The following is a 25,497-nucleotide window of genomic DNA, read 5'->3' on the forward strand; positions in this document are numbered from 1 at the left end:
GCCAGTCTGGATCAGACCCCGTCGCGGCGTCCGAGGAGGAGCACCCGCTGCACAAATCGGTACTGTACTCCGGTTGCCCCACCAGGCCAAAGCGCGAGCTCAATACCAGAACCAAGACTTCGCTGGCAGGGTAAATTGACGGCGCCGGAAGCCGTGATCGGGGGTTGTTCGTGGAATTGAGTGTTCGCTCCATCCTTGCGACCGGGGTGTCGCTGACCGCCGCCGCGACCATCGCGCTGGCGCCACTGCCCACCCATCCGGCGCCGACTGCGCAGGTCGCGCCGGTCGCCCTCACCGGCGCGTGGCAGACCCTGCAGACCAATGTCGCGGCCGATATAGCCAATCTCGTGTCGCTGGTCGTCAACTATCCGCCCGCGCCGATCCTGACCCAGGTGGCCAAGAACTTCACCACCTATTCGCACTGGCTGGTCGGGCAGGACGGGGGCACCCCCGCGAAGATCGTGCAGACGATGGGCGATCACGCCGCGGCGGTGGCCGGCGTGATCGGCACCCTCGCGGTGATGGCGCCGCTCACCCTCATCGGTCCGTTCATCGCGCCCGGCGTGATGATCGTGCAGCTGATCGCCGACACCGCCAAGTATCCGTCCACCCCGCAGACCGTGCTGCAGGCGTTCATCGATGCGCCTGCCGTCTTCCTCAACACCGCGTTCAACTGCTGCTCCACCCCGCTGTTCCAGCTGGCCTTCGGACTGCTGAATCCCGGCCCGCTCGGCTACCTGCTGTCGATCGGACCGTCGATCGCCAAAGCGCTTCAGATCGTGCCGCCTGCCGAGTCCCCGCAGCCCGCCGCGGCCAGCGCACCGAAGCAGTCCGGGCAGTCAGCTCCGTCCGTCGCCGCTTCGCCGTCGGACGGCGGGACTCCGGCCGTCGGCCAGAGCCGTCGGCCACAGCTGGTTCCCGGTACGCAGAAGACCGTCGTTTCCGGCGGCAAGCGGCCCAGCGCGACGCGCGCAGCCGCCGGTTCCGGCGCCCGAAAGGTGAGCTCGGACGGCAAAGGCCAGTCGGCTAGACCTGGGAATCGGGAAACGCGATAACCGACAGGAACCGGATCGGCACCTCGATCAGGTCCGCCGGACCGTGCGCGCCCTCACCGTCGATCTGCAGTGAATCGCCGGGATGCAGCCGGTACACCGAGCGGCTGTGCGCGTAGTCCATGACACCTTCGAGTACGTAGATGAATTCGGTGCCGGGATGCTGGAACAGGGGATAGGTCGTGCTCTTCTCCGACAGTGTGACCAGCAGGCATTCCAGCCGCTTGTGCTCGCCCCGCAAAGATCCGAGCAGTTCGTACTCGTGACCGGCTTTCGTGCCGTTGCGCACGATCCGCGCGCCGGTACCCGCTTTGACGAAGGCTGCCGGCCGTTCCACGTCGGCGCCACGGAACAGCGTGCTCACCGGTACGTCGAAACCCTTGGCCAACAACGCCAGAGTGGACAGGCTCGGCGAGGTCTGGACGTTCTCGATCTTGCTCATCATCGCCTTCGAGATGCCGACCCTGGTCGCCATGTCGGCGACGGACAGGCCCAGCTGCTGGCGTAACTGCCGCACGTTGCGGGCGATCGCGGTCTCGATCTCCAGGTCCGCGACCGGCTCATGTGGGTCGCGATCGCGGGCGGTACCCGACTGGTTGCGCAGCAGATCGGTCACAAGCGCACTATCGCATCTGGCCCGCACCCACATACGGGTACGGGCTCTTCAGCAAGTCCCCCTCAGCGAATCGGGACAGCCGGAAATCGGTCTCGGGTATCCGCGGATCGCTGCTGCGACCGTCGACGAGAAGGTCGGCGACCAGCCGCCCGACGGCCGGCGCGATCTTGAACCCGTGGCCGCTGAAGCCGGCGGCCACGAACAGCCCGTCCCGCCCGCCGGCGGAGATGACCGGATTCCAGTCCGGGGTGACGTCGTAACACCCGGCGTAGCTCGAGGTGATGGCCGCGTCGGCGAAGCCGGGAAATCGGGTGCCCACCTTGTCGACGGTGAGGTCGATGAAGTCCTCGGTGGCCCGGTTCAGGTAGTCGTCGGGATCGGCAGTGAGCACATCGGAGAGGTCACTGTTGCCGAACAGCACGTCACCGCCGACCTCGGGGCGTACATACTGCAGTGACACCAGATCGGAGAACACCGGAACCGGTCCCAGATCGACGCCGGGCGAGATCATCACGATCTGCTCGCGGACCACCCGGATGGGCACGTCGACGCCGTAGGGCGCCAGGAAGGGTTGTGTCCACACGCCGGTCGCGACCACGATGCTGCCCGCGCTGATCTGTGTTCCGTCGGCCAGCTGCACCCCGGTGACGGCGTCGCCGTTGGTGAGCAGGCCGGTGACGGTGGCGCCCTGGCGGATTCGTACTCCGCTCGCCCGGGCGGCGAGGGCGAACGCCTGGGCGGTCTGGTAGGCGTCGCCGTATCCGCCGCGCGCCTCCCACCCGAATGCGGCGAACGGGGACAGGTCGGCCCACGGCCACAGCCGGGCCACGTCAGCGGCGTCGATCTCCTCGGTCTGCACGCCGACCGCTCGCTGCGCGGCCATGCTGCTGCGCAAGGAGTCGACGTTGGGTTCGCCGACACCGACGACGTACCCCGTTTGGCGGAAACCGATGTCGTCACCGAAGATCTCGTCGGCCTTTTCGAACACCTCCAGGCCGACGGTTGCCATCGCGGCCAGGGAACTCACGCCGTAGTGGCAGCGCACAATCCCGCTGGACTTGCCGGTCATCCCGGAACCGACGGTATTGCGTTCGAGGACAACGACATCGGTGATTCCGCGCTGGCTCAGCGCCCAAGCGGCGGCACACCCCTCGATGCCGCCACCGACGATGACGACGTCGGCGGTCTCGGTCACAGCCCCGCCCCGGGAATCCACGACGTCCCCGCCAGCGGAACCCGCGCCATCGCCGCTGCTTCGATGGTCACCGCGACGAGGTCCTCGGGTTCCAGGTGCTGCAGGTGGGCCTTACCGCACGCGCGCGCGATGGTTTGAGCCTCCATCGTCAGCACCCGCAGATAGTTGGCCAGGCGGCGACCGCCCTCAATCGGGTCGAGGCGGGCCGCAAGCTCGGGATCCTGGGTGCTGATTCCGGCCGGGTCGCGACCGTCCTGGAAATCGTCATAGAAACCGGCTGCGCTGCCGATCTTTTCGTATTCTGCGGCATACTTCGGGTCGTTGTCGCCCAGCGCGATCAGTGCCGCGGTACCGATCGCCACCGCGTCGGCACCCAGGGCCATGGCTTTGGCGACGTCCGCGCCGGTGCGAATCCCCCCCGACACGATCAGTTGCACCTTCCGATGCACCCCGAGCTCAGAGAGTGCCTGCACCGCTTGCGGAACCGCGGCGAGCGTCGGGATGCCAACGTGCTCGATGAACACGTCCTGGGTGGCTGCGGTGCCACCTTGCATGCCGTCGACCACGACCACGTCGGCCCCCGCTGCCACCGCCAGCTTCACATCGTAGTAGGTGCGGGTGGCGCCGACCTTGACGTAGATCGGCTTCTCCCAGTCGGTGAGCTCCCGCAGCTCGTTGATCTTGATGGTCAGATCGTCGGGCCCGGTCCAGTCCGGGTGCCTGCACGCGGAGCGCTGGTCGATGCCTTGGGGCAGGGTGCGCATACCTGCCACCCGTTCGGAGATCTTCTGCCCCAGCAACATTCCGCCACCGCCAGGCTTGGCGCCCTGACCGAGCACCACCTCGATGGCGTCGGCCTTGCGGAGATCGTCGGGGTTCATCCCGTACCGCGACGGAAGATATTGATAGACCAGATATTTCGACTGCCCGCGTTCTTCGGGAGTCATGCCGCCGTCACCCGTGGTGGTCGAAGTGCCGACCTCGCTGGCACCGCGCCCGAGCGCCTCCTTGGCAGGCCCGGACAGTGCGCCGAACGACATGCCCGCGATCGTCACCGGAATATCCAGGTGCAGTGGATGTTTGGCGTGGCGATCGCCGAGCACGACGTCGGTGCCGCACCGCTCGCGATAGCCCTCCAGCGGGTAGCGCGACATCGATGCGCCGAGGAACAGCAGGTCATCGAAGTGGGGGAGTGCGCGTTTGGCGCCCCAGCCGCGGATGTCGTAGATGCCGGTTTCGGCTGCTCGTTGAATACCCGCGATCGTGGCCCGGTCGAACGTCGCTGACTCGCGCAGGCCGAGGCGGGCGCGGTCATCTTCTGCGTAGGTCATTTAGTACACTTCTGCGTTGTCGATGTGGAAGTGATAGAGCTGGCGTGCCGAGCCGTATCGGGTGTAGGAGCTGGTGTCGTCGTCTTCGAATCCGGCGGCCTTGAGCAGGCGGCCGAGTTCTTCGTGGTGCTCGGCGCGCATCTCCTTGGCAACGCAGTCGGCCCCGAGCGAGGCGATCTCGCCGCGAACGTAGAGGCGCGCCTCGTAGATCGAATCGCCGAGTGCCTCACCGGCATCGCCGCGGATCACCAGCCGGCCGGCCTGGGCCATGAACGCGCTCATATGTCCGGCGCTGCCGCCCACCACGATGTCAGCTCCTTTCATCGAGATTCCGCACCGCGCAGCGGCATTGCCCTCGATCACCAGCAGGCCGCCATGTGCGGTGGCGCCCGCCGACTGGGAGGCATTCCCCTTGACCCAGACGGTGCCGCTCATCATGTTCTCGGCCACCCCGGTCCCGGCGTTGCCGTCGACGATGACCTCCGCCTGTTTGTTCATCCCGGCGGCGTAATAGCCGACGTGACCGTCGATCCGCACACGGACCGGGGCGTCGAGGCCTACCGCGACGTTATGCGCGCCGGCGGGATTGGTGATCGCGAACTCACCGGACAAGCCCGGCGCGTGCAGGGCCGCGTTGACCTCGCGTAGCGGCGTGGACGCCAAATCGAACTGTGTTGGATCCCCGGGTCGCTGCGCTCCTGCCCGTCGGATCACCTCGTCCATGCGTACACCACCTCCGGTTCGGGCTCCCAGATGACGGCCTTCTCGACACCGGGAAGCCCTGCCAGGGCGCGGTATTCGCTGCCCATGGCCACCCAGTCGTCGGTCTCGGCGATCACGGCCGGCTTGCAGGCGATCGCATCCCGGACAACGGCGAACGAATCGTGGTTGGACACCAGAAGCGTGTAGAAGCCGTCGAAGGTGGCACATAACTCCTTGAGCGCGGTCTCGACATCGCGGCCCCGGGCGAGTTGGTCTGCCACGAAGCGCGCCCCCACCTCGGTGTCGTTCTCGCTGTCGAAGACCACACCCTGGGCCCGGAGGTCGCGGCGGATGGTGGCGTGGTTGGCGAATGATCCGTTGTGCACCAGGCACTGGTCCGGGCCCACCGCGTACGGGTGCGCACCGGCCGGTATCACCGCCGACTCGGTGGCCATCCTGGTGTGGCCCACCCCCTGCCAGCCCTGCGCATGAGCGAGCCCCCACGCTTCGGTGAGGGCTGTCGGGTGCCCGACTCCCTTGAGCACAGCCAGATTTGCGCCGAACCCCGCGATCAGCGCATGCGGATAGTGCGCGGTGATCGCCGCGTGCAGCGTCTCGGGCGCGACATCAGCCGAGACCAGCAGTGTTTCGTCGACGCGGTGCACCGATACCTCGCCGAGCGCCGCATGCAGCGCCTCGGCCATCTGGTCGGGGCTGTCGTCCACGTCGAGCACCGAGACGGTGCCCTTCCCCGGGGGCGACCACCGTGGATCGCCATAGACCGCCACTCCGGCGGAATCGCTTCCTCGGTCGGACATTTCACACAGCATGCCGGTCAACAGTTCGCCGAGCCGGGGGTACAGCTGGGGGTTGCGCAGGTGCAGACCCACGATCCCACACATGGTTGTTCCTTCCTCGGGGGTCAGAATGCGGTCAGGTACTGGTCGACCTCCCACGGACTGACCGCGCTGTGGTAGGCGAAGAACTCGTCACGCTTGATGCCGGCGAAGTAGCGGGCAACGCCGTCGCCGACGGTGTCGAGCACACCGGTGACCACCGGGTCACCCTCGAACTCTTCGACGGCGTGCAGCAAGGTCGGTGGCAGGGCCGTGCGGCCGTCGGTGTTGCCGATCGCGCCGGGGTCGGTGCTGCGTTTGATTCCGTCGATACCGGCGCCGAGCGCGGCCGCGATGGCCAGATACGGGTTGGCCGATCCGTCGCCGCCGCGCAACTCGACCCGCGCGGAGTCCGGCACCCGGATGTAGTGGGTGCGGTCATTGCCGCCGTAGGTGGGCAGGCGTGGAGCCCAGGAGGCCCCGGAGGCCGTCGTCAACGCGCCGGTTCGCTTGTAGGAGTTCACCGTTGGACCGACGACGGCCTGCAGGGCGCAGGCGTGGTCGAGGATGCCGCCGATGAACGCATACGCGGTCGGCGACAGGCCCAGGCCGCGATCGTCGGACTCCTCGGGGAACACCGGCGTTCCGCCGCTGGTCAGTGACAGGTGCAGGTGCAAGCCGCTGCCGGTTCGATCGGAGAACGGTTTGGGCATGAACGTGGCAACCATGCCGCGCTCGGCGGCGATCATCGACAGCAGGTAGCGCAGCGTCACCACCCGGTCGGCGGTCGTCAGCGCGTCGGCGAACTGGAAGTTCTGCTCGAACTGGCCGTTGCCGTCTTCGTGGTCGTTGGCGTAGTTGGACCAGCCCAGGGTGTTCATCGCGGTCGAGATCGCGGTGAGGTGGTCGTACATCCGGGTGACACCGCGGGCGTCGTAACACGGCTGCGCCGCGGTGTCCGCGGTGTCGGCGGTGGCCAGTGTTCCGTCTGCGCCGCGGGTCAGCAGGAAGTATTCGACCTCCGCGCCGACCCAGGGCTCGAAGCCCGCGTCGGCGGCGCGCTGGATCAATGACTTGAGGATGACGCGGGGCGCGTACGGCCACGGCCGGCCCTCGACGTGCGGATCGCAGTGCACGATCGCCAGGCCGTCTTTGATGAATGGGATCGGGGTGAACGACTCGGGGTCGGGGATCGCCATGAGGTCAGGGTCTTTGGGCTCCTGGCCCATCGCGCCGACGGCGTATCCGGCAAAGCCGACTCCCTCGGTGGCTAATAGATCGACGGCCTCGACGGGAACCAGTTTGGCGCAGGGCTTTCCGCGTAGGTCGACGAACAGCGCGAGGATGAACTTGGTTGCTGAGGCCTCGGCCAGCTCAGCGAGGGTGGCAGACATGTTCTCCAACAAGCTCTTTGATCAATGGGGAGAGAAACGCGAGGGGCTCGAGCCGGGCGGGGGAAGGAGGTGCCGCGCCCGGCTCGAGTCCTCATCAGGCGTACTCGAGCTCGTACGCCGGGTCGCGGTGGACGTGGGTGTCGATACCCTTCTCCTCTTCTTCGGAGGAGATGCGGATGCCCATCGTCTTCTTGATGGCCCATGCGATGACGAATGCGATCGCGAACGAATAGATCATCACCGCGCCCGCCGCCACGGCCTGTCGCCACAGCTGGTCGAAACCGCCGCCGTAGAAGAAGCCGTTGACCTTGTTCGGCATGGTGTCGCTGGCCAGGAAGCCGATCAGCAGGGTGCCGATGACACCACCGACGAGGTGCACGCCGACGACGTCGAGCGAATCGTCATAGCCGAACTTCTCCTTGAGGCCCACGGCGAACGGGCAGATGGCGCCCGCGACGAGGCCGAGGATGATCGCGCCGACCGGTGTCACCGAACCACAGGCCGGGGTGATCGCGACCAGGCCGGTGATGGCACCCGCCGCCGCACCGACGCCGGTGACGTGGCCGTCCTTGAACTTCTCCACCGCCAGCCAGGCGAGCGTGGCGGCGCAGGTGGCGACGAACGTGGTGACCATGACGATGGCCGCCGAATTGCCCGCAGCCAGAGCCGAACCGCCGTTGAACGCATACCAGCCGGCCCACAGCAGACCGGCACCGAGCAGTGTCAGCGGGACGTTGTGCGGCTTGCGCAGCTTGCCCCAGCTGGCGCCCTTGCCGAGCACGATGGCCACAGCCAGTGCGGCTGCACCGGCGTTGATGTGCACCGCGGTGCCGCCGGCGAAGTCAATCGCCTTGAGGTTGTTGGCAATCCAGCCGCCGACCGCGTCCGGGGTGACGACGCCGTTGAACGCGAACACCCAGTGCGCGACGGGGAAATAGCAGAGGACCGCCCACAGGGTTGCGAAGACCATCCAGGCTGCGAACTTCATTCGGTCGGCCGCCGCACCGGAGATCAGTGCGACGGTGATCGCGGCGAACAGCGCCTGGAACAACGCGAACAGACTGACCGGCAGACCGGAGATCGTGGTCTGTGACTCCAGCAGATTCTTCATCCCGGCGAATTCGGTCAGGCTGCCGACGAATCCGCCATAGGACGTCCCGAATGTCATGGAGAAGCCGAACAAAATCCAGAGCACGCCGACGATGGCCACAGCGCCGAACGTCATCATCATCATGTTGGTGGAGCTCTTGACCGAGACCATGCCGCCGTAGAACAGCGCCAGGCCCGGGATCATCATCGTCAGCCCGATGATGCAACACAGCATGAATGCTGTGGTCCCTGTATCCATCTAATCTCCTGCGGGTGGGCGGCCCGTCCATGGTTGGGCCGTTCACCGGCAGTGAACGATGTTTCTGTTACGTAGACACCCTCGTGGTGTTGCCGCCGCGTTAAACGTTTGACGCTTCGCTACGCTGGGCGACCATGCACCGACGTCCGCGCTGGGTCCTCACCATTACCGTGGTGGTCATCGCGGTCGGCTTCGCGATCTACTCGAAGTGGTTCGACGGGCCGCCGGAGAAGTGCAAGCCGGTGATCGACTTCCTTGACTTCAGCCGCTCCCAGGCCGCGAAGATCGACTCCAAGGGCAACGAAGGCGTGCCGACCGTTGCCGAGGACACCGCGTACAAAGACTGGGCCGACGGCCTGGCCGAGCGGGCGCAAAAGGTGACCGATCCGAGCCTGGCCGCCCAGGCCACCGAGGTGGCACAGCTGGCCAATCAGTTCGTCAGTGGGTTGCCGACGTTGCGGTCTCAGACCCAGAACCGTGCGCCCGGCGCACCGGCACCGCCCCAGGTCTACGAGATGTCACTGCTCAACGACCGGATCGTCGCCAAGCTCGGCGAGCTCCGGAAGACCTGCTCCTGACGACGGCCATGCTCCTGACCAGTTGAGCACGATCTGCTCGAGCGGCAGACGCTCCCTGGGCCGGCCGTCGCGTTCGGCGATCTCCGGTGCCACCTGCGCGTAATCGCCCAGTGCGCCGACGGCAACCACCGCCAGTGGACGCAGCCCGTCCGGCAGGCCGAATGCGGTGCGGGCGCCGTCGACGTCGAAGCCCGCCATCGGATGCACGATGAGGCCTTGGGCGACCGCTTCGACGGACAGATTCGCGATGGCCGCACCCGCATCGACCGCAGAGTAGAGCGCCGTGCGCTCGTCCTCGCCCTGGTCGGCGCAGACCAGGATCAGCGCGCCGGCCGCCTGGGCGTAGCTGTTGCCGCGGCGCAACAGGCCGGTCAGGGTGCTGAACCCGTCCTGACCGCGAAGGCCCACGACATACCGGACCGGCTGGCGATTGCCCCAAGTCGCTGCCCAGCGACCGGCCTCGAGCAGCGCGATCAGCTGCTCTGCGGTGACCTCCGCCTCGGGGGCGAAGGCCCGCGGACTCCATCGCGCGGCGATCGGCGGGTGGATCGGCACCCGGGTCCGGGCGTGGCGGTCCACGGGTTGGTCAGGCACCGCCGCGACGTTACGCCCCGATCGGGGAGGAAAAAGCAGGTGCTGCGACCCCTTATCCTTAGAGCCGACATCCCACTCTTTCGAAAGGGCAGACAGTGGCGCTCGTCGTGCAGAAGTACGGCGGATCCTCGGTGGCCGATGCCGACCGGATCCGGCGCGTCGCCGAGCGCATCGTCGAAACCAAGAAGGCCGGCAACGACGTCGTCGTGGTCGTCTCGGCGATGGGCGACACCACCGATGAACTGCTGGACCTCGCCAAGCAGGTCTGCCCCGCACCGCCCGCCCGCGAGCTGGACATGCTGCTGACCGCCGGTGAGCGGATCTCGAACGCGCTGGTCGCGATGGCCATCGAATCGCTGGGCGCCGAAGCCCGCAGCTTCACCGGCTCGCAGGCCGGCGTCGTCACCACCGGCACCCACGGCAACGCCAAGATCATCGACGTCACACCCACCCGGTTGCGGTCGGCCCTCGACGAGGGACAGATCGTTCTGGTGGCCGGCTTCCAGGGCGTCAGCCAGGACACCAAGGACGTCACCACGCTGGGCCGCGGTGGCTCGGACACCACCGCTGTCGCTTTGGCTGCCGCCCTGCACGCCGATGTCTGCGAGATCTACACCGATGTCGACGGCATCTTCACCGCCGATCCGCGCATCGTGCCCAACGCGCACCGTCTGGACACCGTCAGCTTCGAGGAGATGCTCGAGATGGCGGCCTGCGGCGCGAAGGTGCTCATGCTCCGCTGCGTGGAATACGCCCGCCGCTACAACGTTCCGATTCATGTCCGGTCGTCGTACACCGACAGGCCCGGCACGATTGTCACAGGATCTATCGAGGACATCCCCATGGAAGACGCCATCCTGACCGGAGTTGCCCACGACCGCAGCGAGGCCAAGGTCACCGTTGTCGGTCTGCCCGACGTACCCGGTTACGCGGCAATGGTGTTCCGCGCCGTCGCCGACGCCGACGTCAACATCGACATGGTGCTGCAGAACATCTCGAAGGTCGAGGACGGCAAGACCGATATCACCTTCACCTGCCCTCGCGACCTCGGCCCAACCGCCGTCGAGAAGCTCTCCGCGCTGCAGGGTGAGATCGGCTTCACCAAGGTCCTCTACGACGACCACATCGGCAAGGTGTCGCTGGTGGGCGCGGGCATGCGCAGCCACCCCGGCGTGACCGCGACGTTCTGCGAGACACTGGCCAAGGTCGGGGTGAACATCGAACTGATTTCGACCTCCGAGATTCGAATCTCGGTGCTGGTCAAGGACACTGAGCTGGACACGGCGGTCGCCGCGCTGCACGAGGCATTCGGCCTCGGCGGTGAGGAAGAAGCCGTCGTCTACGCGGGAACAGGGCGGTAGTCATGGTCGCGATCGGTGTTGTAGGAGCCACCGGCCAGGTCGGCCAGGTGATGCGCACCCTGCTCGAGGAGCGCGACTTCCCGGTGACCAGCGTGCGGTTCTTCGCCTCGGCCCGCTCGGCCGGCAAGAAGTTGCCGTTCCGCGGCCAGGAGATCGAGGTCGAGGACGCCGAGACCGCCGATCCCAGCGGCCTGGACATCGCGTTGTTCTCGGCAGGCGCGACGATGTCGCGGGTGCAGGCGCCGCGGTTCGCTGCTGCCGGTGTTGTGGTGATCGACAACTCGTCGGCGTGGCGCAAGGACCCAGAAGTGCCGCTGGTGGTGTCCGAGGTGAACTTCGCAAGAGATGTCGGAAATCGCGCTCGATCCCTTTCCAAAGGCATTATCGCCAACCCGAATTGCACCACCATGGCTGCGATGCCGGTGCTCAAGGTGCTGCACGACGAAGCGCAACTGGTCCGGATGATCGCCTCCACGTATCAGGCGGTATCCGGCAGCGGCCTGGCCGGCGTCGACGAGCTGGCCACCCAGGCCCGCGCGGTCATCGACGGTGTCGAGGAACTTGTGCACGACGGGTCGGCGCTGGACTACCCCGCTCCGGTGAAATATGTTGCGCCCATTGCCTTCAACGTGGTGCCGCTGGCCGGTTCGTTGGTCGACGACGGCTCCGGGGAGACTGACGAGGACCAGAAACTGCGCAACGAGTCCCGCAAGATCCTCGGGATCCCGGAGCTGGCGGTGTCTGGTACGTGCGTGCGGGTGCCGGTGTTCACCGGGCACTCGCTGTCGATCAATGCCGAATTCGCTCAGCCGATTTCGCCGGAGCGCGCTACCGCGCTGCTCGACGGCGCGGCTGGTGTGAAGCTGGTCGACGTGCCCACGCCGCTGGCCGCCGCCGGGGTGGACGAGACCCTGGTCGGCCGGATCCGCCAGGATCCCGGCGTACCGGACGGTCGTGGCCTTGCGCTGTTCCTCTCGGGGGACAACCTCCGAAAAGGTGCTGCCCTCAATACGATTCAGATCGCCGAGCTGCTGGCCGCCGAGCTCTGATCCGCTTTGCGCCGAAACGTGAGTTTGGGCGTGACAGTGCGAGTGGTGTGCGCAATTTCGTCGATCTCGGCGCTGGTGCTGGCGCCGACGGCGATTGCCGACCCACCGAGTCCGGCTCCTGACCCGATCCTCTCGCCGCTGGCGCCGGGCCAGGTGGTTCGGATCGGGCCGATCGCCGGTACCGGGACGCCGACGCGCGACTACGGCATCGGCGCCACCGACTTGTGCGAGTTCATGGAGTTCCCAACCGAATTGCTCCAGATCTGCGGTGACAGCTTCGCCGGCCAGGGCGTCGGGTTCGGTGGATGGTTCTCGCCGGTCGCGCTGCGGGTGGCCGGCGACTCGGTCGACGATCCCGAAGGGATTCGCTACACCGGGGTCGTCGGGGTGGACAAACCGCTGCTGGCCGACCCCAAGCCGCCAGGTGCTTCCCAGCTGCCCGCGGGGGTGGTGCAGATCAACCGGCAGAACTATCTGCTCGTGACCACCACCAACGACCTGGTGCCGCAGACGTCGCGGCTGGTGAAAGCCGTTGCCGGGCAGGGTGGTTGGCAGACCGTTGCGGGTTCGCAACGTCCAGCCTCCTACGCCGGCGGCCGTCAGACGCAGATCAGCGGCTACTACGACCCGATCCCCACCGGGGACTCGCAGACCGGCTGGGTATACATCGTGGCCAACAACTTCGACCGGTCCGGGCCGGTGATGCTCTACCGCGCAACGCCAGAGAGCTTCACTGACCGCGCGCGCTGGCAAGGCTGGGCGGCCGGTCCGGCCGGGGGCTGGAACAAGACACCGACACCGTTGTGGCCGGACAAGATCGGCGAGATGAGCTTGCGGGAGGTCGACGGAAAGCCGGTGCTGTCGTACTTCAACGCCAGCACCGGCAACATGGAGATGCGGGTGGCCTACGACCCGACGGGTCTGGGAACCGCGCCGGTGACGACGGTGGTGCAGGCGGGCGACTGGCCTGATCCCGCTGAGAGCCTGCCGCCACCGGATGACAACCGGCTCGCGCAGCCCTACGGCGGCTACATCTCTCCGGGTTCGACACTGGACGAGGTGCGGGTGTTCATCAGCCAGTGGAACACCACGCCGCGCGACCGCGCGCCGTATCGCGTGCTGCAGTTCGCGGTGAACCCGATCAAGCCGTGGTGAGTCCCGTCTTCAGCTGCGGGCGCTGTGTCCGCGGGTACCACGATTGTCGCTCAGGCGGTGCTGGCCTCGGGATCGACGAGCTTCGCTCGTATCCGCATCACCTGTATCTGGGCAACTCCCATTAGCAACACCGGCCACAAGAGACCCGCAGCGGCGATCAACGGGAGGCGTATCCCGGTCCGCACCGCCTCACCTGGGTGAAAGGCCTCGGAGAAAACCCAGGCCAGAAAAATGAATAGCGGAATGCCGGTGAGATAGAGGTACAACAGCACAGCAGACGCTCCTTCACCGCAACCCCCGCGCAATAGTCGCAAAGTTCGCTGATGCTGTCCAGTCGCCTACCGGAACTCAGCGGTTGTCGCGCTTGGCTTGCCGCCGCGCACCCGTTGCAATCGACCCGGCCTCGCGCTTCTTGCGGCCCGGAGACTTACGGGACTGGTCCACCCGGGCCCGCCCAAGCGTCGCCACCTTGCCGCCGCCCTTGGCCGGCGCCGCCGGAGCCGAGCTTTCCTGACGGGCCCGGGCCAGCCGCTCATCCTTGAGTTCACGGGCGCTGCGCGCTGCCGCGACACCGAGTTGCTTGCTCACCCGTCCCAGCGCACCTTCGAAGATCTCGGCCTTGGCGCCATTGCGTTCGTTGGCCGATCGGGCCGCACCTCGGGCACCTTTCGCCGAGACCTTTGCCGCGCCCTTGCGGCGGTAGAGCCCGACGTACTTGTTTCGGGCGCGTCGAATCCTGCCGTGCAGGTCCAGCAGCGCGTCCTCGTCGAGGTCGGTGAGTGCGGCGGGCTCGGTCTCCCGGATCAACACGAACTCGGCCTCGGTCAGCGAGTTGAGCAGCTTGTTCATCTTTGGTTCATAGCGCGGGTCAGCCTGCTGCGGGTGGAAACGAACATGCGGGCCAGAATCCGTCATTCACAGTCTTTTCAAAGGTGGCACCTAACCCGCACTGGGCAGCACGCTCGCATGATCGACTCATGACCGAAACACCCGAGCGGGCCGACGAGCCCGTAACCAGCCCCGTCGCTACTCTCGACCCCCCGCCACCGCCGCCGTACTACGGCCAGGTCCCCGTCGCCACCCGGCCCAACCGGCTGAACCAGGTCGCCGCCTGGGTCGCGATCGTCGCGGGCACCGTCTTCATTGTCGGTGCGGTCTTCTTCACCGGCTTCATCCTCGGTCGCACCAGCGGCCATGGCGGTTGGCACCACCGCGGGGGAGATGGTGACTCGCAGCAGTTCCACCACCGGGGCGGACCCGGTGGTCCCGGGATGATGATGCCCGGCGGCGGGCCCTGGGGTCCGATGGGTCCCGGCGGACCCGGCGGACCCGGCGGACCCGGCGGACCGGGAGCCCCGGGCGGGCAGGGTCCGGGCGCCGGCCCCGGAATCGCGCCCGGAGGCCCCGGCGGCGCCGGTCCCGGCGGCGCTGCCACCCCGACCCCGCGTCCCTGACCGGACCGGCAGACGTGCCCAGCGTCCCACCCCCCGGGGACGCTGGGCGCCCTGCTGTTCGCCGATCGCCCAGGTGTTGTTTGGGAGAGTAGAACGGGTCTTGGGTACTCGCCTTCCGAAAGGCGCTGACTCCAGATAGGGGAGACGATGACTGAGAACTTTGCGACGACAGATGCCGGTGCTCCAGCCCCGAGCCTCGAACATTCCCTGACCGTCGGGCCGGACGGCCCGATCCTGCTCCAGGACCACTACCTGATCGAGCAGATGGCCAACTTCAACCGCGAACGTATCCCGGAGCGACAGCCGCACGCCAAAGGTGGCGGTGCGTTCGGAACATTCGAAGTGACCCAGGACGTCAGCCGATTCACCAGGGCGGCGTTCCTGCAGCCCGGCACCAAGACCGACATGGTGGCCAGATTCTCCACCGTCGCCGGTGAACGCGGCAGTCCAGACACCTGGCGTGACCCGCGCGGATTCGCGCTGAAGTTCTACACCTCCGAGGGCAACTTCGACCTCGTCGGCAACAACACCCCGGTGTTCTTCCTGCGGGATCCGATCAAGTTCCAGAACTTCATCCGCTCCCAGAAGCGCCTGCAGTCGTCGAACCTGCGTGATCACCACATGCAGTGGGATTTCTGGACGCTCTCACCGGAATCCGCGCATCAGGTCACCTGGCTGATGGGGGACCGCGGCATTCCGAAGACGTGGCGAAACATGAACGGCTACTCCAGTCACACCTACAGCTGGATGAACGCGGCCGGCGAGCTGTTCTGGGTCAAGTACCACTTCAAGACCGACCAGGGCATCGAATTCCTCACCCAGGAGGAAGGCGACGAATTGGCCGGCAGCGACGGCGATTACCACCAACGGGACCTCTTCGACACGATCGAGGCCGGCGACTTCCCGAGCTGGACGCTGCACGTCCAGATCATGCCGTTCGAGGACGCCAAGACATACCGGTTCAATCCGTTCGACCTGACCAAGGTGTGGCCGCACAGCGACTACCCGCTGCACGAAGTTGGTCGAATGACGTTGAACCGCAACGTCACCGATTACCACGCTGAGATTGAGCAGGCCGCCTTCGAACCGAACAACATCGTGCCCGGCACCGGACTGAGCCCGGACAAGATGCTGTTGGCGCGCGGGTTCTCCTACAGCGACGCCCATCGGCACCGACTCGGGGTGAACTACAAGCAGATTCCGGTCAACACACCGAGAGTCGAGGTGCACAGCTACTCCAAGGACGGTGCGATGCGGATGCGCAACGTCACCGACCCGGTGTACGCGCCGAACTCGGTCGGAGGCCCGCAGGCCGATCCCGCGCGGGCGGCTGAGGTGCACTGGGCCTCCGACGGCGACATGGTCCGCTCGGCCTACGCCCTGCGTCAAGACGACGACGACTGGGGCCAGGCCGGCACCCTGGTTCGGGAAGTTCTCGACGACGATGCCCGAGACCGGTTGGCGCACAACGTCATCGGTCACGTCTCCAAGGGCGTCAAGGAGCCGGTGCTGTCCCGGGTGTTCGAGTACTGGCGCAACATCGATCCCGACCTCGGCAAGAAGATCGAGGAAGGCGTGCGAGGCAAGGCCGAGTAACGGTCGACATCGACATGAAGGTTGGGATAGCTGAATCTTCGCGACCTTCATGTCGATCTCGCGGCCTGGCATGATCGAAGTCATGAGTATCGAGGTCATCTACACCGCGGAATCGACGGCCAGCGGCGGCGGGCGTGACGGCCACGTGAAGTCGTCGGACAACCGAATCGATCTGGAAACCAGGCCACCCAAGGAAGCGGGCGGCAGCGGCGAGGGCACCAACCCCGAGCAACTGTTCTCGGCGGGCTATGCCGCCTGCTTCCTGGGCGCGCTGCAATTGGTGGCGCGCTCGGAGAAGATCAGGCTCGACAGCGCATCGGGTATCACGGCGCAGGTCGGCTTCGGCAAGGACGCCGACGGCGGGTACGGCATCAACGCCCACCTCATCGGCTATCTCCCCGGACTCGAGCAGGGTCAGGCCGAGGACCTGATGAACAAGGCTCACCAGGTGTGCCCGTATTCAAAGGCAACCCGGGGCAATATCGACGTCACGCTGACCGCCAAGGTCTGAGGTGATGCGCAGCGCCGCCGCGGCCGCCGCAGTGCTGGCAGTAGGCGTGTTGGTGGCCGCTCCGGCGCAGGCCCGGCCGGCGGACCCGGGCGTTGTCTCCTACGCCGTGCTCGGCAAAGGGTCGGTCGGCAACATCGTCGGAGCCCCGATGACGTGGGAGTCGGTGAGCACCGACCCGGTGCAGGGGTTCTGGGTCGATCTGCCGGTCTGCAACAACTGGGCTGACATCGGGTTGCCCGAGGTGTTCAACGACCCCGACCTGGCGTCGTTCAACAGCGCGGTGACCCAAACGTCGGCGACCGATCAGAACCACCTGGTCAAACAGGCCATCGGGGTGTTCGCCACCGTCGACGCCGCCACCCGCGCCTACCATCGCGTCGTCGATCGCACCACGGGGTGTGCGGGTCAGACCACCGCCATGCACCTCGACGACGGAACAACTCAGGTGTGGTCGTTCGGCGGTGCGCCCCCGACGGCCACCGACGCAGTGTGGGTCAAACAGGAAGCAGAAACCGATCGGCGGTGTTTCACCCAGACACGGTTGCGGGAAAACGTGCTGTTGCAGGCCAAGGTCTGCCAGTCCGGCAACGGCGGGCCGGCGGTCAACGTACTGGCCGGCGCCATGCAGAACACACTGGGTCTATAGCGAGGTCGGGTGAACGTCATCAACGGGTCAGCCGCGGATCGACGAAATTTGTCGGTGCGGTCTGGAAGATGGATGTCATGACGTTCGTCGTCACCTCGGAGTCGGGCCGCGCACATTGCGGTTCGGGTGCCGAAGAACGTGTCCTGAACAGCTCATCCTCGGCTGCCTTGCACATCGCGGGCGCCTCGTTGGACGACGGTCCGATCGGTCGGGTGGGTCTGGAACTCGAGGCGCACTGCTTCGATCTGGCCGACCCCCTGCGCCGTCCGGGCTGGTCGGAACTGAGCGACGTGATCGCCACCGTCGGGCCGCTGCCCGGCGGCAGCGCCGTCACCGTGGAACCGGGTGGTGCGGTCGAACTGTCCGGCCCGCCGGCTGCAGGCCCCCTGCCGGCCATCGCCGCGCTGGCGGCTGACCGGTCGACGCTGTGTTCGGCGTTCGCCGAGGCCGGCCTCGGCCTGGTCCTGCTCGGCGCCGACCCGCTTCGCCGCACTCAACGAATCAATCCCGGCGCCCGCTACCAGGCGATGGAACAGTTCTTCGTGGCCTCCGGCACGGCGAGCGCAGGGGCGGCGATGATGACCTCGACGGCCTCGATCCAGATCAACCTCGACGCCGGTCCGCGCGACGGCTGGGCCGAGCGGGTGCGGCTCGCCCATGCGCTCGGCCCGACCATGATCGCGATCGCGGCGAATTCACCGCTGCTCGGCGGGGACTTCACCGGCTGGGTCTCGACTCGACAGAGGGTGTGGAGTCAGCTGGATTCGGCGCGCTGCGGGCCCGTCCTGGGCGCGAGCGGTGACGATCCCTGCACCGACTGGGCCCGCTACGCGCTCAAGGCGCCGGTGATGCTGGTGCACAACCCGGATCCGGTCGCGGTCACCGAGCATGTGCCGTTCGCGGATTGGGCCGACGGACTGGTCCTCCTCGGCGATCGCCGCCCGACCACCGCCGACCTCGACTACCACCTCACCACGCTGTTTCCGCCGGTGCGCCCGCGCCGCTGGTTGGAGATCCGTTACCTCGACAGCGTGCCCGACGCACTACTGCCCGCAGTGGTGTTCCTCATCGTCACCCTGCTCGACGACCCAGCCCTCGCCGAGTTGGCCGCCGAGGCCGTCGAACCGGTCGCGACCGCATGGGACCTGGCAGCCAGGGTCGGCCTCAAGGACGACCGCCTCTACCAAGCGGCCAACCGCTGCATCGCGCTGGTCGCCGACCTGGCACCCGCGGAATTATCCGAGTCGATGCGGCGGTTGGTCCAGAACGTGGAAGAAGGACGCTGCCCAGCTGACGATTTCGCCGACCGGGTCATCGAGCGCGGTATCGAAGGTGCCGTCCTGCAGATGGCCGAGGCGACAGCGTGATCGCACGCGAGACACTGGCCCGCGACCTCGAACGGGCCCGCCAGCGCACATCGATGTTGACCGACTTCGACGACGCCGAGTTGCATCGCCAGTACAGCCCGCTGATGAGTCCACTCGTCTGGGACCTCGCCCACATCGGGCAACAGGAAGAGCTGTGGCTGCTGCGCGACGGCGACCCGAATCGGCCCGGCATGCTGCCCGCCAACATCGAAGGCCTCTACGACGCGTTCGTGCACTCACGCGCCAGTCGCGTCGACCTCCCGCTGCTGTCACCGGCACAGTCCCGCGCGTACTGCAACAGCGTGCGGGCCGCCGCACTCGACGTGCTCGACACCCTGCCCCACCGCGATGACGACGCCGAGGTCGCCTTCCGCTTCGGTCTGGTGATCAGCCACGAGAACCAGCACGACGAAACCATTCTGCAAGCGCTCAACTTGCGCAGCGGCGCACCGATTTTGGCGCATCGGGTAACCCTGCCCCAGGGCCGTCCCGGGCTCGCCGGCAGTTCGGTTCTGGTGCCCGGTGGTCCGTTCGTCCTCGGCGTCGACGCGGTGAGCGAACCGCTGTCACTGGATAACGAACGCCCCGCCCATGTAGTCGATGTGCCGGCGTTCCGCATCGGCCGGGTGCCGGTGACCAACGCCGAATGGCGGCAGTTCGTCGACGACGGCGGCTACACCCAAACGCGATGGTGGTCACCGCGCGGATGGGAGCACCGGGTCCAGGCCGAGTTGAGTGCACCGGAGTTCTGGAATCCGGACGGCAGCCGAACCCGATTCGGCCACGTCGAGGACATTCCCGGCGACGAACCCGTCCAGCACATCACCTTTTTCGAAGCCGAGGCCTACGCGGCGTGGGCGGGCGCGCGGTTGCCGACCGAAATCGAATGGGAGAAGGCCGCCGCCTGGGATCCCGAGATGGGCGCGCGCCGTCGATACCCGTGGGGGTCGGCGGAACCGACGCCGCAGCGGGCCAATCTCGGCGGGCAGGCGTTGCGTCCTGCGCCGGTCGGGGCCTACCCCGATGGGGCGTCGGCCTACGGCGCCGAGCAGATGCTCGGAGATGTGTGGGAGTGGACCACCTCGCCGCTTCGGCCGTGGCCGGGCTTCACGCCGATGATCTATCAACGCTATTCAGAGCCCTTCTTCGACGGTGACTACAAGGTGCTGCGCGGTGGTTCGTGGGCGGTTGGCGCCGACACGTTGCGGCCCAGCTTCCGGAATTGGGACCACCCGATCCGCAGGCAGATCTTCTCCGGTGTCCGCCTGGCGTGGGACGTCTGATGTGCCGACACCTGGGCTGGCTGGGCGAACCGGTGACGATCGCCTCGTTGGTCCTCGACCCGCCGTGCGGGTTGAGAGTGCAGTCCTACGCGCCGCGCCGGCAGAAGCACGGGTTGATCAACGCCGACGGCTGGGGCGTGGGCTTCTACCCGTCCGATCTGCCGGGCAACGGGCCCTGCCGCTGGCGCAGCGCGTCACCGTTGTGGGGCGAGGTCTCGTTCGCCTCGGTGTCGCCGGCGTTGCGCAGCAATTGCGTTGTCGCTGCGGTACGTTCGGCGACGGTCGGCATGCCGATCGAGGCCAGTGCGTCCGCCCCCTTCAGCGATGGCACCTGGCTGCTGTCCCACAACGGGGTGGTCGACCGGGGCGTCTTGCCGGTCAGCGCGGCCGCCGAATCGACCGTCGACAGCGCCATGCTGGCGGCGCTGATCTTCGAGCGCGGACCGGAGAACCTCGGCCATACGATCGCCGAAGTCGGGGCTGCCGATCCGGGTGCCCGGCTGAACATCATGGCCGCCAACGGATCTCGGCTTCTGGCCACCACCTGGGGTGACACACTGTCGGTGTTGCGCCGCAGTGACGGAGTTGTGCTGGCCAGCGAACCCTATGACGACCACCCCGATTGGCAAGACATCCCGGACCGGCATCTCGTCGACGTGAGCGGGGGACAGGTGACGCTCACCCCGCTGAAAGGAACTTCGTGACGTTCACGCTGTCGAACTACCTGGCCGCCGACGCCGCCGCCCAGGCGCTGCGCGACGATGTGCTGCAGGGCTTGACGCAGACACCGAAGTCGTTGCCGCCCAAATGGTTCTACGACGCCGTCGGCAGTGATCTGTTCGACCAGATCACCCGGCTGCCGGAGTACTACCCGACCCGCACCGAAGCACAGATCCTGCGGTCCCAGTCGGCGGCGATCGCGGCTGCAAGTGGTGCCGACACACTGGTGGAGCTCGGCAGCGGAACGTCGGAGAAGACCCGGCTACTGCTCAGTGCCATGCGCGACAGCGGGTCACTGCGGCGGTTTGTGCCGTTCGACGTCGACTCGAGCGTGTTGGAACTGGCGGGAGCCGCGCTGGAGCAGGAATACCCGGATCTCGACATCGACGCGGTGTGTGGCGATTTCGAGGAACACCTGGCCAAGATCCCGTCGGGCGGTCGCCGGTTGTTCGTGTTCCTCGGGTCCACCATCGGCAATCTGACCGCTGCCCCGCGCGCGCAGTTCCTCACCGCGCTGGCCGACGTGCTGGACCCCGGGGACAGCCTGCTGCTGGGCACCGACCTCGTCAAGGACACCGGGCGGCTGGTTCGCGCCTACGACGACAGTGCCGGGGTCACGGCACGGTTCAACCTCAACGTGCTGACCGTGGTCAATCGGGAGCTGAGTGCCGACTTCGACATCGACGCCTTCGAGCACGTCGCCCGCTGGAACCCTGACGAGGAACGCATCGAGATGTGGCTGCGCGCAACGGCTCCGCAGCAGGTCGCCGTCGCCGGTCTGGACCTGCGTGTCGAGTTCGCCGCGGGCGAGGAGATGCTGACCGAGGTGTCGTGCAAGTTTCGGCCCGAGGCGGTAGCGCAGGAGCTGGAGGCCGCGGGGTTGCGGCGGACGCAGTGGTGGACCGACGAGGCCGGGGACTTCGGGCTGTCGCTGGCGGTGAAGTGAGCGCACCCGACACCCTGGCTGACAGCTGGCGGGAAGCCCGGCTGCCCGCGGCCGGTGTGCACCTCGACAGCGCGGCATGTTCACGGCAGAGCCTGGCGGCGATCGAGGCGGCGGCCGCTCACGCCCGCCACGAGTCCGAGGTCGGCGGTTACGTCGCTGCGCAAGCAGCCGCTCCGGTTCTCGACGCAGGGCGCGCAGGTGTTGCGGTGTTGACCGGAATGTCCTCGGACGATGTCGTTTTCACCACCGGATCGGGCAACGCACTGCAACTCCTGCTCGGCGTCTGGCCGATGGAACGGACCGTGGCGTGCCTGCCCGGCGAGTACGGCCCCAACCTGGTGGAGTTCACTGCGCGCGGCTTCACCCGACAGGAGCTCCCCGTCGACAGTCTCGGCCGGGTCGACCCGGAGGCGGCCCGCCGCACCCTGGCCGATACGCCCCCGGCGATGGTCCACCTGACCGCGGTCGGCAGCCACCGCGGTGTCGTACAACCAGTCGCCGCAGTCGCGGAGGTGTGCCGGGAGATCGGCGTCCCGCTGATCGTCGATGCCGCGCAGGCACTGGGCCACATCGACTGTGTGAGCGACGCGGATGCGGTCTACTCGTCGTCGCGCAAATGGCTGGCGGGCCCGCGCGGGGTCGGAGTGCTGGCGGTGCGCCCGGCGCTGGCTGATCTGTTGCAATCCCCGCCGTGGGCCGGTGCGGTTTCGGCGTTGCAATGCCTGGAGCTCGGTGAAGCCAATATTGCTGCGCGGGTCGGCTTTTCGGTCGCAGTGGGACAGCATCTCGCGGCTGGGCCGGAGACGGTACGCCAGCGGCTGGCCGCGCTCGGACGTCAGACCCGCACGATGCTGGCCGAGGTGCAGGGGTGGCGAGTGGTGGAACCCGAGGACGCGCCGACAGCGATCACCACGTTGGAGCCCACCGCTGGTGCCGACCCCGTCCAGGTGCGAGCCCGACTGATCGACGAGCACGGCATTGTCACCACCGCGGCCGGAGTCGAGCGCGCCCCGCTGGAGTTGACGACGCCGGTACTGCGGATCTCGCCGCACGTCGACGCCGGCACCGAAGACCTCGAAGCGCTGGTCGTCGCCCTGCGAGCGGTGACCTGAAGGGCCTCAGCGCAATCGGCGTCAGGCCGCCAGGGCCGCCTGGCTACTCGGGGCGGCCAGACGAGCGCTCACCGACAGGTACTGGCCGCGCTGCCAGGCTTCCATGAAGCCCTCCAGCGGAACGGCCAAACCCTGTCCGCCCGTCCCACCGGAGTCGTTGATGTAGATGATGTCTTTGGTCTGGTTGATCCCGAGCACCGTGATCGCGTGGTTGGCGGTACCGAACCGCCTCGCGCTGTGTGCGCCGCCGATCGCCTCGGCCCAGATCCGGTTGTTGACGGCAACCAGAACGGAGCTGGTGGTCAGCGCTGTTTTCAAGTTCGCCAACGCCAGATCGCCTTGGCTCTTGGTGTAGGTGGTCATCGTCGCGTCGACGCCGTGGTTCTCCATCAGCGCCATGCTGTCCACGTAGTAGACGTACTCGTCGGCGACCGGGTCGTAGATGTTCCCCGTTCGCGCGACGTACTTTTTCAGCAGTTTGCTCCAGACCGAACCGGTATTGCGCGAGGACGAATAGCTGGGAGTGTCCTTGGCTTCCTGGACGATGTCGGACCAGGTGGGCATGCCGCCCGGCCCCTTGAGCTGTCCGATCACCATGGCGGTCGAGGACAGCACGCAGGTGTTGTTGTTCCCCTGGGAGATGAAGTACTTCACGTTCTGCAGTGGATTGCCGTAGACCACGTCACCGGGGGCGGGTGGGTCTCGCAGCGGCGTTGTGGCGGTGGATGATTCATTCGCCGACGTCGGAGTGGGCTTTACGGTCAACCGGCCCAGGTCGCGCCCGAGCGTGGTCAGCGCATCCTGCACCGCATGCACCACCGCCGCCGGTGTAGGGAGCGCGGGCGGCTTCGGAAGGCGGCGCTGCGTTACGGTCGCCGCGACCGGTGCAGCTGTCGGCGTTTTCGCACTCGCGCGGGACTTGTTTGAGTCAGTAGCCTTTACGGAGCGTAGCGGGCCAGAGGTCCGCGCACTCGAGGCGGATGCCGAGCTCACCGAGGAGTGATTGGTGTCGGCCGGCGCGGCCGATGCGACCGGGCTTGCGCCCGCGAGCAGGATCCCCGCGCCGACGGCCAGCCCGCAGGCCGCGAGGGTCAAGGGGGCGAGTCGCCTGATCCGATTCATACTTCGGCTCTCCGGTTCCGTAGCCTCAGGCCGCCAGCGCGAGATCGGCTTGTGTCAGGGGTTGGCCTGCCGCGGCCGCCAACGGGCGAGTGGCGATGCCCAGCGGGTAGTTCGGCTCCCATCCCTTCATGAAGTCGGTCAGCGACATCGCCCGGTTCTGGCCCTCGGCGCCCCACGCGGCGTCATTGACGAAGATCTGATCGGTCTCGGTGTTCATGCCGAGGACCACGACCAAATGGTTCGTGGGGTCGGTGTCACCCAGGATGGGGGTCTTGATGGTGACGAGGACGACCGAACCGGCGGTGAGTGCGGACGCCATGGTGGTCAGGGCCACGTCGGCCTTGGTCTTGGGGAAGTACGTCGTCGAGACGTTGATCCCGTTACCGCTTGTGCTGAGCAGCTCCAGGGCGTCACCGGTCCACACCCAGTCGGTGCCGTTGTCCAGGTACATCTTCCGGTATTGACCGGTGGCGCGGTCGCCGACGAACAATTGCCGGTCGACGCTGTCGGTGATCTTGGCTTTGGCGATCCAGTCCGCGATATTCGGCATCGTGCCGGTCAGCTGACCTACCGCCATCACCACGGCGGCCAGGCCAGAGGTCTGTGCTCCGTCGGTGACCCAGTACTGCTTGGTGACGTCCGGATTGCCGATGATCGTCGGGACGGCGGGGTTGTCAAGGTCGACGTAGATGGCGGCATCGGCGGTGGTGATTCCGGATGCGCCCAGCTGCACCGCAATTGACCGCAGCGCGTTCTGTATCGCGCCGAGCGGTCCGTGCAGTTTTGCCGCGGAACCATTGTCGGCGACGATGGTGAACTCGTCCATGATGGCGCCCGCGGGCAGCGTGGTGTTGGGCGTGTAGGTGTAGGCACCCGTCACCGGGTCGAGAACCACCGAGCCGTTGCTCGGCTGGTCGCCGATCGAGTACTTGAGCGTGAAACCGTTGTTGCTCTTGCTGATTACGGTTCCCGACACGGTGCCGGCGGCGCCTGAAGTCTGGGTGCCCGATTCGATCGACGGCGCCTTGTTGGCGAAGATGTAGTTGAGCTGACGCATGAATGCCTGCACCGGGTTGAGCGTCGGTGTCGTGGCTGCCGCGCTGACGGGGGCCGTGGGCTTTGCCTGGCTGGTGCGGGTGCTTCGGGTCTTCGCGTCAGTTCGCGCGGGTCCGGCCTTGGCCGCAACCGGTGCGCGCCGGCTGGAGGCGAGGCCATGCTTCGTCGACGTCGCTTTGCCCGCGCTGGATGTGCTGCCGCCCGTGGATGACCCGCCGGTGTCAGCGGTCGCGACCGCTGTGCCTGCCAACAGTGCGGCACCCAACCCCACCGCGACGAGGCCTGCGATCAGCCATGCATATAAGGCGGCGCACTGAGGCACCATCGATTTCCCGGTCAGCACTGCGTCCCCTCGGCCCCGACTCCGATAAAGCACGGCCGGCGTCTGGTCTCCCGACGCCGAGGGACAGCCTAGGGGACGGTGCGGGAATTCGTTTGCTAGATCCAAAAACTCGGACGCAATAGTAGGCAAC

At 67.0% G+C, this 25,497-nt stretch carries 26 protein-coding genes; 14 read left to right on the forward strand and 12 right to left on the reverse strand.

The features are described 5' to 3' along the window. Nucleotides 1-170: 170 nt before the first annotated feature. On the forward strand, nt 171-1,055 hold the full coding sequence (locus G6N32_RS01670; protein WP_115317632.1) for a hypothetical protein: 885 nt from the start codon (nt 171-173) through the stop codon (nt 1,053-1,055). Here G6N32_RS01670 and G6N32_RS01675 read toward each other — a convergent pair. The 7 genes from G6N32_RS01675 to G6N32_RS01705 all read right to left on the reverse strand — a co-directional run bounded on the left by G6N32_RS01675 (nt 1,027) and on the right by G6N32_RS01705 (nt 8,474). Then, a complete protein-coding gene (locus G6N32_RS01675) occupies nt 1,027-1,701 on the reverse strand; it encodes a type II toxin-antitoxin system RelB family anti-toxin (RefSeq protein WP_163789077.1) in 675 nt (224 codons plus the stop codon). The genes G6N32_RS01670 and G6N32_RS01675 overlap by 29 nt on opposite strands. Beyond that, nucleotides 1,676-2,863: an NAD(P)/FAD-dependent oxidoreductase gene (locus tag G6N32_RS01680; RefSeq protein ID WP_115318903.1), complete on the reverse strand. Its 1,188-nt coding sequence runs from the start codon at nt 2,861-2,863 to the stop codon at nt 1,676-1,678. Before G6N32_RS01680 ends, G6N32_RS01675 begins: the two co-directional genes overlap by 26 nt. Continuing rightward, nucleotides 2,860-4,194, reverse strand: a complete 1,335-nt coding sequence (locus G6N32_RS01685; protein WP_115317630.1) for an FMN-binding glutamate synthase family protein — start codon at nt 4,192-4,194, stop codon at nt 2,860-2,862. Before G6N32_RS01685 ends, G6N32_RS01680 begins: the two co-directional genes overlap by 4 nt. Then, nucleotides 4,195-4,917: a GltB/FmdC/FwdC-like GXGXG domain-containing protein gene (locus G6N32_RS01690; protein WP_115317629.1), complete on the reverse strand. Its 723-nt coding sequence runs from the start codon at nt 4,915-4,917 to the stop codon at nt 4,195-4,197. Next, complete coding sequence (locus tag G6N32_RS01695; RefSeq protein ID WP_115317628.1) at nt 4,905-5,798, reverse strand: class II glutamine amidotransferase domain-containing protein; 894 nt, start codon at nt 5,796-5,798, stop codon at nt 4,905-4,907. Before G6N32_RS01695 ends, G6N32_RS01690 begins: the two co-directional genes overlap by 13 nt. Nucleotides 5,799-5,818: 20 nt before the next feature. After that, nucleotides 5,819-7,126 carry a type III glutamate--ammonia ligase gene (gene glnT, locus G6N32_RS01700; RefSeq protein ID WP_115317627.1) on the reverse strand — a complete coding sequence of 436 codons (1,308 nt, stop codon included), beginning with the start codon at nt 7,124-7,126 and terminating at the stop codon, nt 5,819-5,821. A gap of 94 nt (nt 7,127-7,220) precedes the next feature. Beyond that, nucleotides 7,221-8,474, reverse strand: coding sequence for an ammonium transporter (locus G6N32_RS01705; protein ID WP_115317626.1), 1,254 nt, complete (start codon nt 8,472-8,474; stop codon nt 7,221-7,223). A 134-nt stretch (nt 8,475-8,608) separates the two neighbouring features. Between G6N32_RS01705 and G6N32_RS01710 the strand changes: the two genes are divergently transcribed. Continuing rightward, nucleotides 8,609-9,052, forward strand: coding sequence for a hypothetical protein (locus tag G6N32_RS01710; RefSeq protein ID WP_115317625.1), 444 nt, complete (start codon nt 8,609-8,611; stop codon nt 9,050-9,052). Here the strand turns inward: G6N32_RS01710 and G6N32_RS01715 are convergent. Beyond that, nucleotides 8,993-9,646: a nitroreductase family protein gene (locus G6N32_RS01715; RefSeq protein ID WP_115317624.1), complete on the reverse strand. Its 654-nt coding sequence runs from the start codon at nt 9,644-9,646 to the stop codon at nt 8,993-8,995. The genes G6N32_RS01710 and G6N32_RS01715 overlap by 60 nt on opposite strands. A 95-nt stretch (nt 9,647-9,741) precedes the next feature. Here G6N32_RS01715 and G6N32_RS01720 point away from each other — a divergent pair, with 95 nt between their 5' ends. Genes G6N32_RS01720 through G6N32_RS01730 form a run of 3 tightly spaced genes read left to right on the forward strand, consistent with a single transcriptional unit; the run spans nt 9,742 to nt 13,211 of the window. After that, nucleotides 9,742-11,007: an aspartate kinase gene (locus G6N32_RS01720; protein WP_115317623.1), complete on the forward strand. Its 1,266-nt coding sequence runs from the start codon at nt 9,742-9,744 to the stop codon at nt 11,005-11,007. A 2-nt stretch (nt 11,008-11,009) separates the two neighbouring features. Beyond that, nucleotides 11,010-12,056: an aspartate-semialdehyde dehydrogenase gene (locus G6N32_RS01725; RefSeq protein WP_115317622.1), complete on the forward strand. Its 1,047-nt coding sequence runs from the start codon at nt 11,010-11,012 to the stop codon at nt 12,054-12,056. 45 nt (nt 12,057-12,101) lie between these two features. Then, nucleotides 12,102-13,211 (forward strand): DUF4185 domain-containing protein, encoded by a 1,110-nt coding sequence (locus G6N32_RS01730; protein ID WP_115318902.1) that lies wholly within the window; start codon nt 12,102-12,104, stop codon nt 13,209-13,211. Between the two features lie 50 nt (nt 13,212-13,261). Here the strand turns inward: G6N32_RS01730 and G6N32_RS01735 are convergent, their stop codons facing one another. Both G6N32_RS01735 and G6N32_RS01740 read right to left on the reverse strand, forming a co-directional pair. Then, the gene (locus G6N32_RS01735; protein ID WP_115317621.1) at nt 13,262-13,483 is read right to left on the reverse strand and encodes a hypothetical protein; all 222 of its coding nucleotides are present in this window, start codon (nt 13,481-13,483) and stop codon (nt 13,262-13,264) included. 76 nt (nt 13,484-13,559) lie between these two features. Then, on the reverse strand, nt 13,560-14,060 hold the full coding sequence (locus G6N32_RS01740) for a hypothetical protein (RefSeq protein WP_115317620.1): 501 nt from the start codon (nt 14,058-14,060) through the stop codon (nt 13,560-13,562). 128 nt (nt 14,061-14,188) lie between these two features. Between G6N32_RS01740 and G6N32_RS01745 the strand changes: the two genes are divergently transcribed. From G6N32_RS01745 to egtE, 9 genes are all read left to right on the forward strand, one after another. Continuing rightward, the gene (locus G6N32_RS01745; RefSeq protein ID WP_163789080.1) at nt 14,189-14,665 is read left to right on the forward strand and encodes a hypothetical protein; all 477 of its coding nucleotides are present in this window, start codon (nt 14,189-14,191) and stop codon (nt 14,663-14,665) included. Between the two features lie 147 nt (nt 14,666-14,812). Continuing rightward, the gene (locus G6N32_RS01750) at nt 14,813-16,261 is read left to right on the forward strand and encodes a catalase (RefSeq protein WP_115317618.1); all 1,449 of its coding nucleotides are present in this window, start codon (nt 14,813-14,815) and stop codon (nt 16,259-16,261) included. 82 nt (nt 16,262-16,343) lie between these two features. Next, nucleotides 16,344-16,772, forward strand: a complete 429-nt coding sequence (locus G6N32_RS01755; protein WP_172507218.1) for an organic hydroperoxide resistance protein — start codon at nt 16,344-16,346, stop codon at nt 16,770-16,772. Between the two features lie 4 nt (nt 16,773-16,776). Beyond that, nucleotides 16,777-17,418, forward strand: a complete 642-nt coding sequence (locus G6N32_RS01760; RefSeq protein WP_115318901.1) for a sensor domain-containing protein — start codon at nt 16,777-16,779, stop codon at nt 17,416-17,418. Between the two features lie 77 nt (nt 17,419-17,495). Further along, the gene (egtA, locus tag G6N32_RS01765) at nt 17,496-18,785 is read left to right on the forward strand and encodes an ergothioneine biosynthesis glutamate--cysteine ligase EgtA (RefSeq protein ID WP_115318900.1); all 1,290 of its coding nucleotides are present in this window, start codon (nt 17,496-17,498) and stop codon (nt 18,783-18,785) included. Beyond that, on the forward strand, nt 18,782-20,068 hold the full coding sequence (egtB, locus tag G6N32_RS01770; RefSeq protein ID WP_115317616.1) for an ergothioneine biosynthesis protein EgtB: 1,287 nt from the start codon (nt 18,782-18,784) through the stop codon (nt 20,066-20,068). The genes egtA and egtB overlap by 4 nt, the downstream gene beginning before the upstream one ends. Continuing rightward, on the forward strand, nt 20,068-20,772 hold the full coding sequence (gene egtC / locus G6N32_RS01775; RefSeq protein ID WP_115317615.1) for an ergothioneine biosynthesis protein EgtC: 705 nt from the start codon (nt 20,068-20,070) through the stop codon (nt 20,770-20,772). Before egtB ends, egtC begins: the two co-directional genes overlap by 1 nt. Further along, a complete protein-coding gene (gene egtD, locus G6N32_RS01780; RefSeq protein WP_115317614.1) occupies nt 20,769-21,734 on the forward strand; it encodes an L-histidine N(alpha)-methyltransferase in 966 nt (321 codons plus the stop codon). The genes egtC and egtD overlap by 4 nt, the downstream gene beginning before the upstream one ends. Continuing rightward, a complete protein-coding gene (gene egtE, locus G6N32_RS01785) occupies nt 21,731-22,846 on the forward strand; it encodes an ergothioneine biosynthesis PLP-dependent enzyme EgtE (RefSeq protein ID WP_115317613.1) in 1,116 nt (371 codons plus the stop codon). The genes egtD and egtE overlap by 4 nt, the downstream gene beginning before the upstream one ends. A gap of 21 nt (nt 22,847-22,867) precedes the next feature. Here egtE and G6N32_RS01790 read toward each other — a convergent pair whose 3' ends face one another. After that, nucleotides 22,868-23,665, reverse strand: a complete 798-nt coding sequence (locus G6N32_RS01790) for a C39 family peptidase (protein ID WP_115317612.1) — start codon at nt 23,663-23,665, stop codon at nt 22,868-22,870. 328 nt (nt 23,666-23,993) lie between these two features. Next, on the reverse strand, nt 23,994-25,367 hold the full coding sequence (locus G6N32_RS01795) for a hypothetical protein (protein ID WP_115317611.1): 1,374 nt from the start codon (nt 25,365-25,367) through the stop codon (nt 23,994-23,996). Nucleotides 25,368-25,497 lie beyond the last annotated feature (130 nt).

Source organism: Mycolicibacterium aichiense, from assembly GCF_010726245.1.
GTDB lineage: Bacteria > Actinomycetota > Actinomycetes > Mycobacteriales > Mycobacteriaceae > Mycobacterium > Mycobacterium aichiense.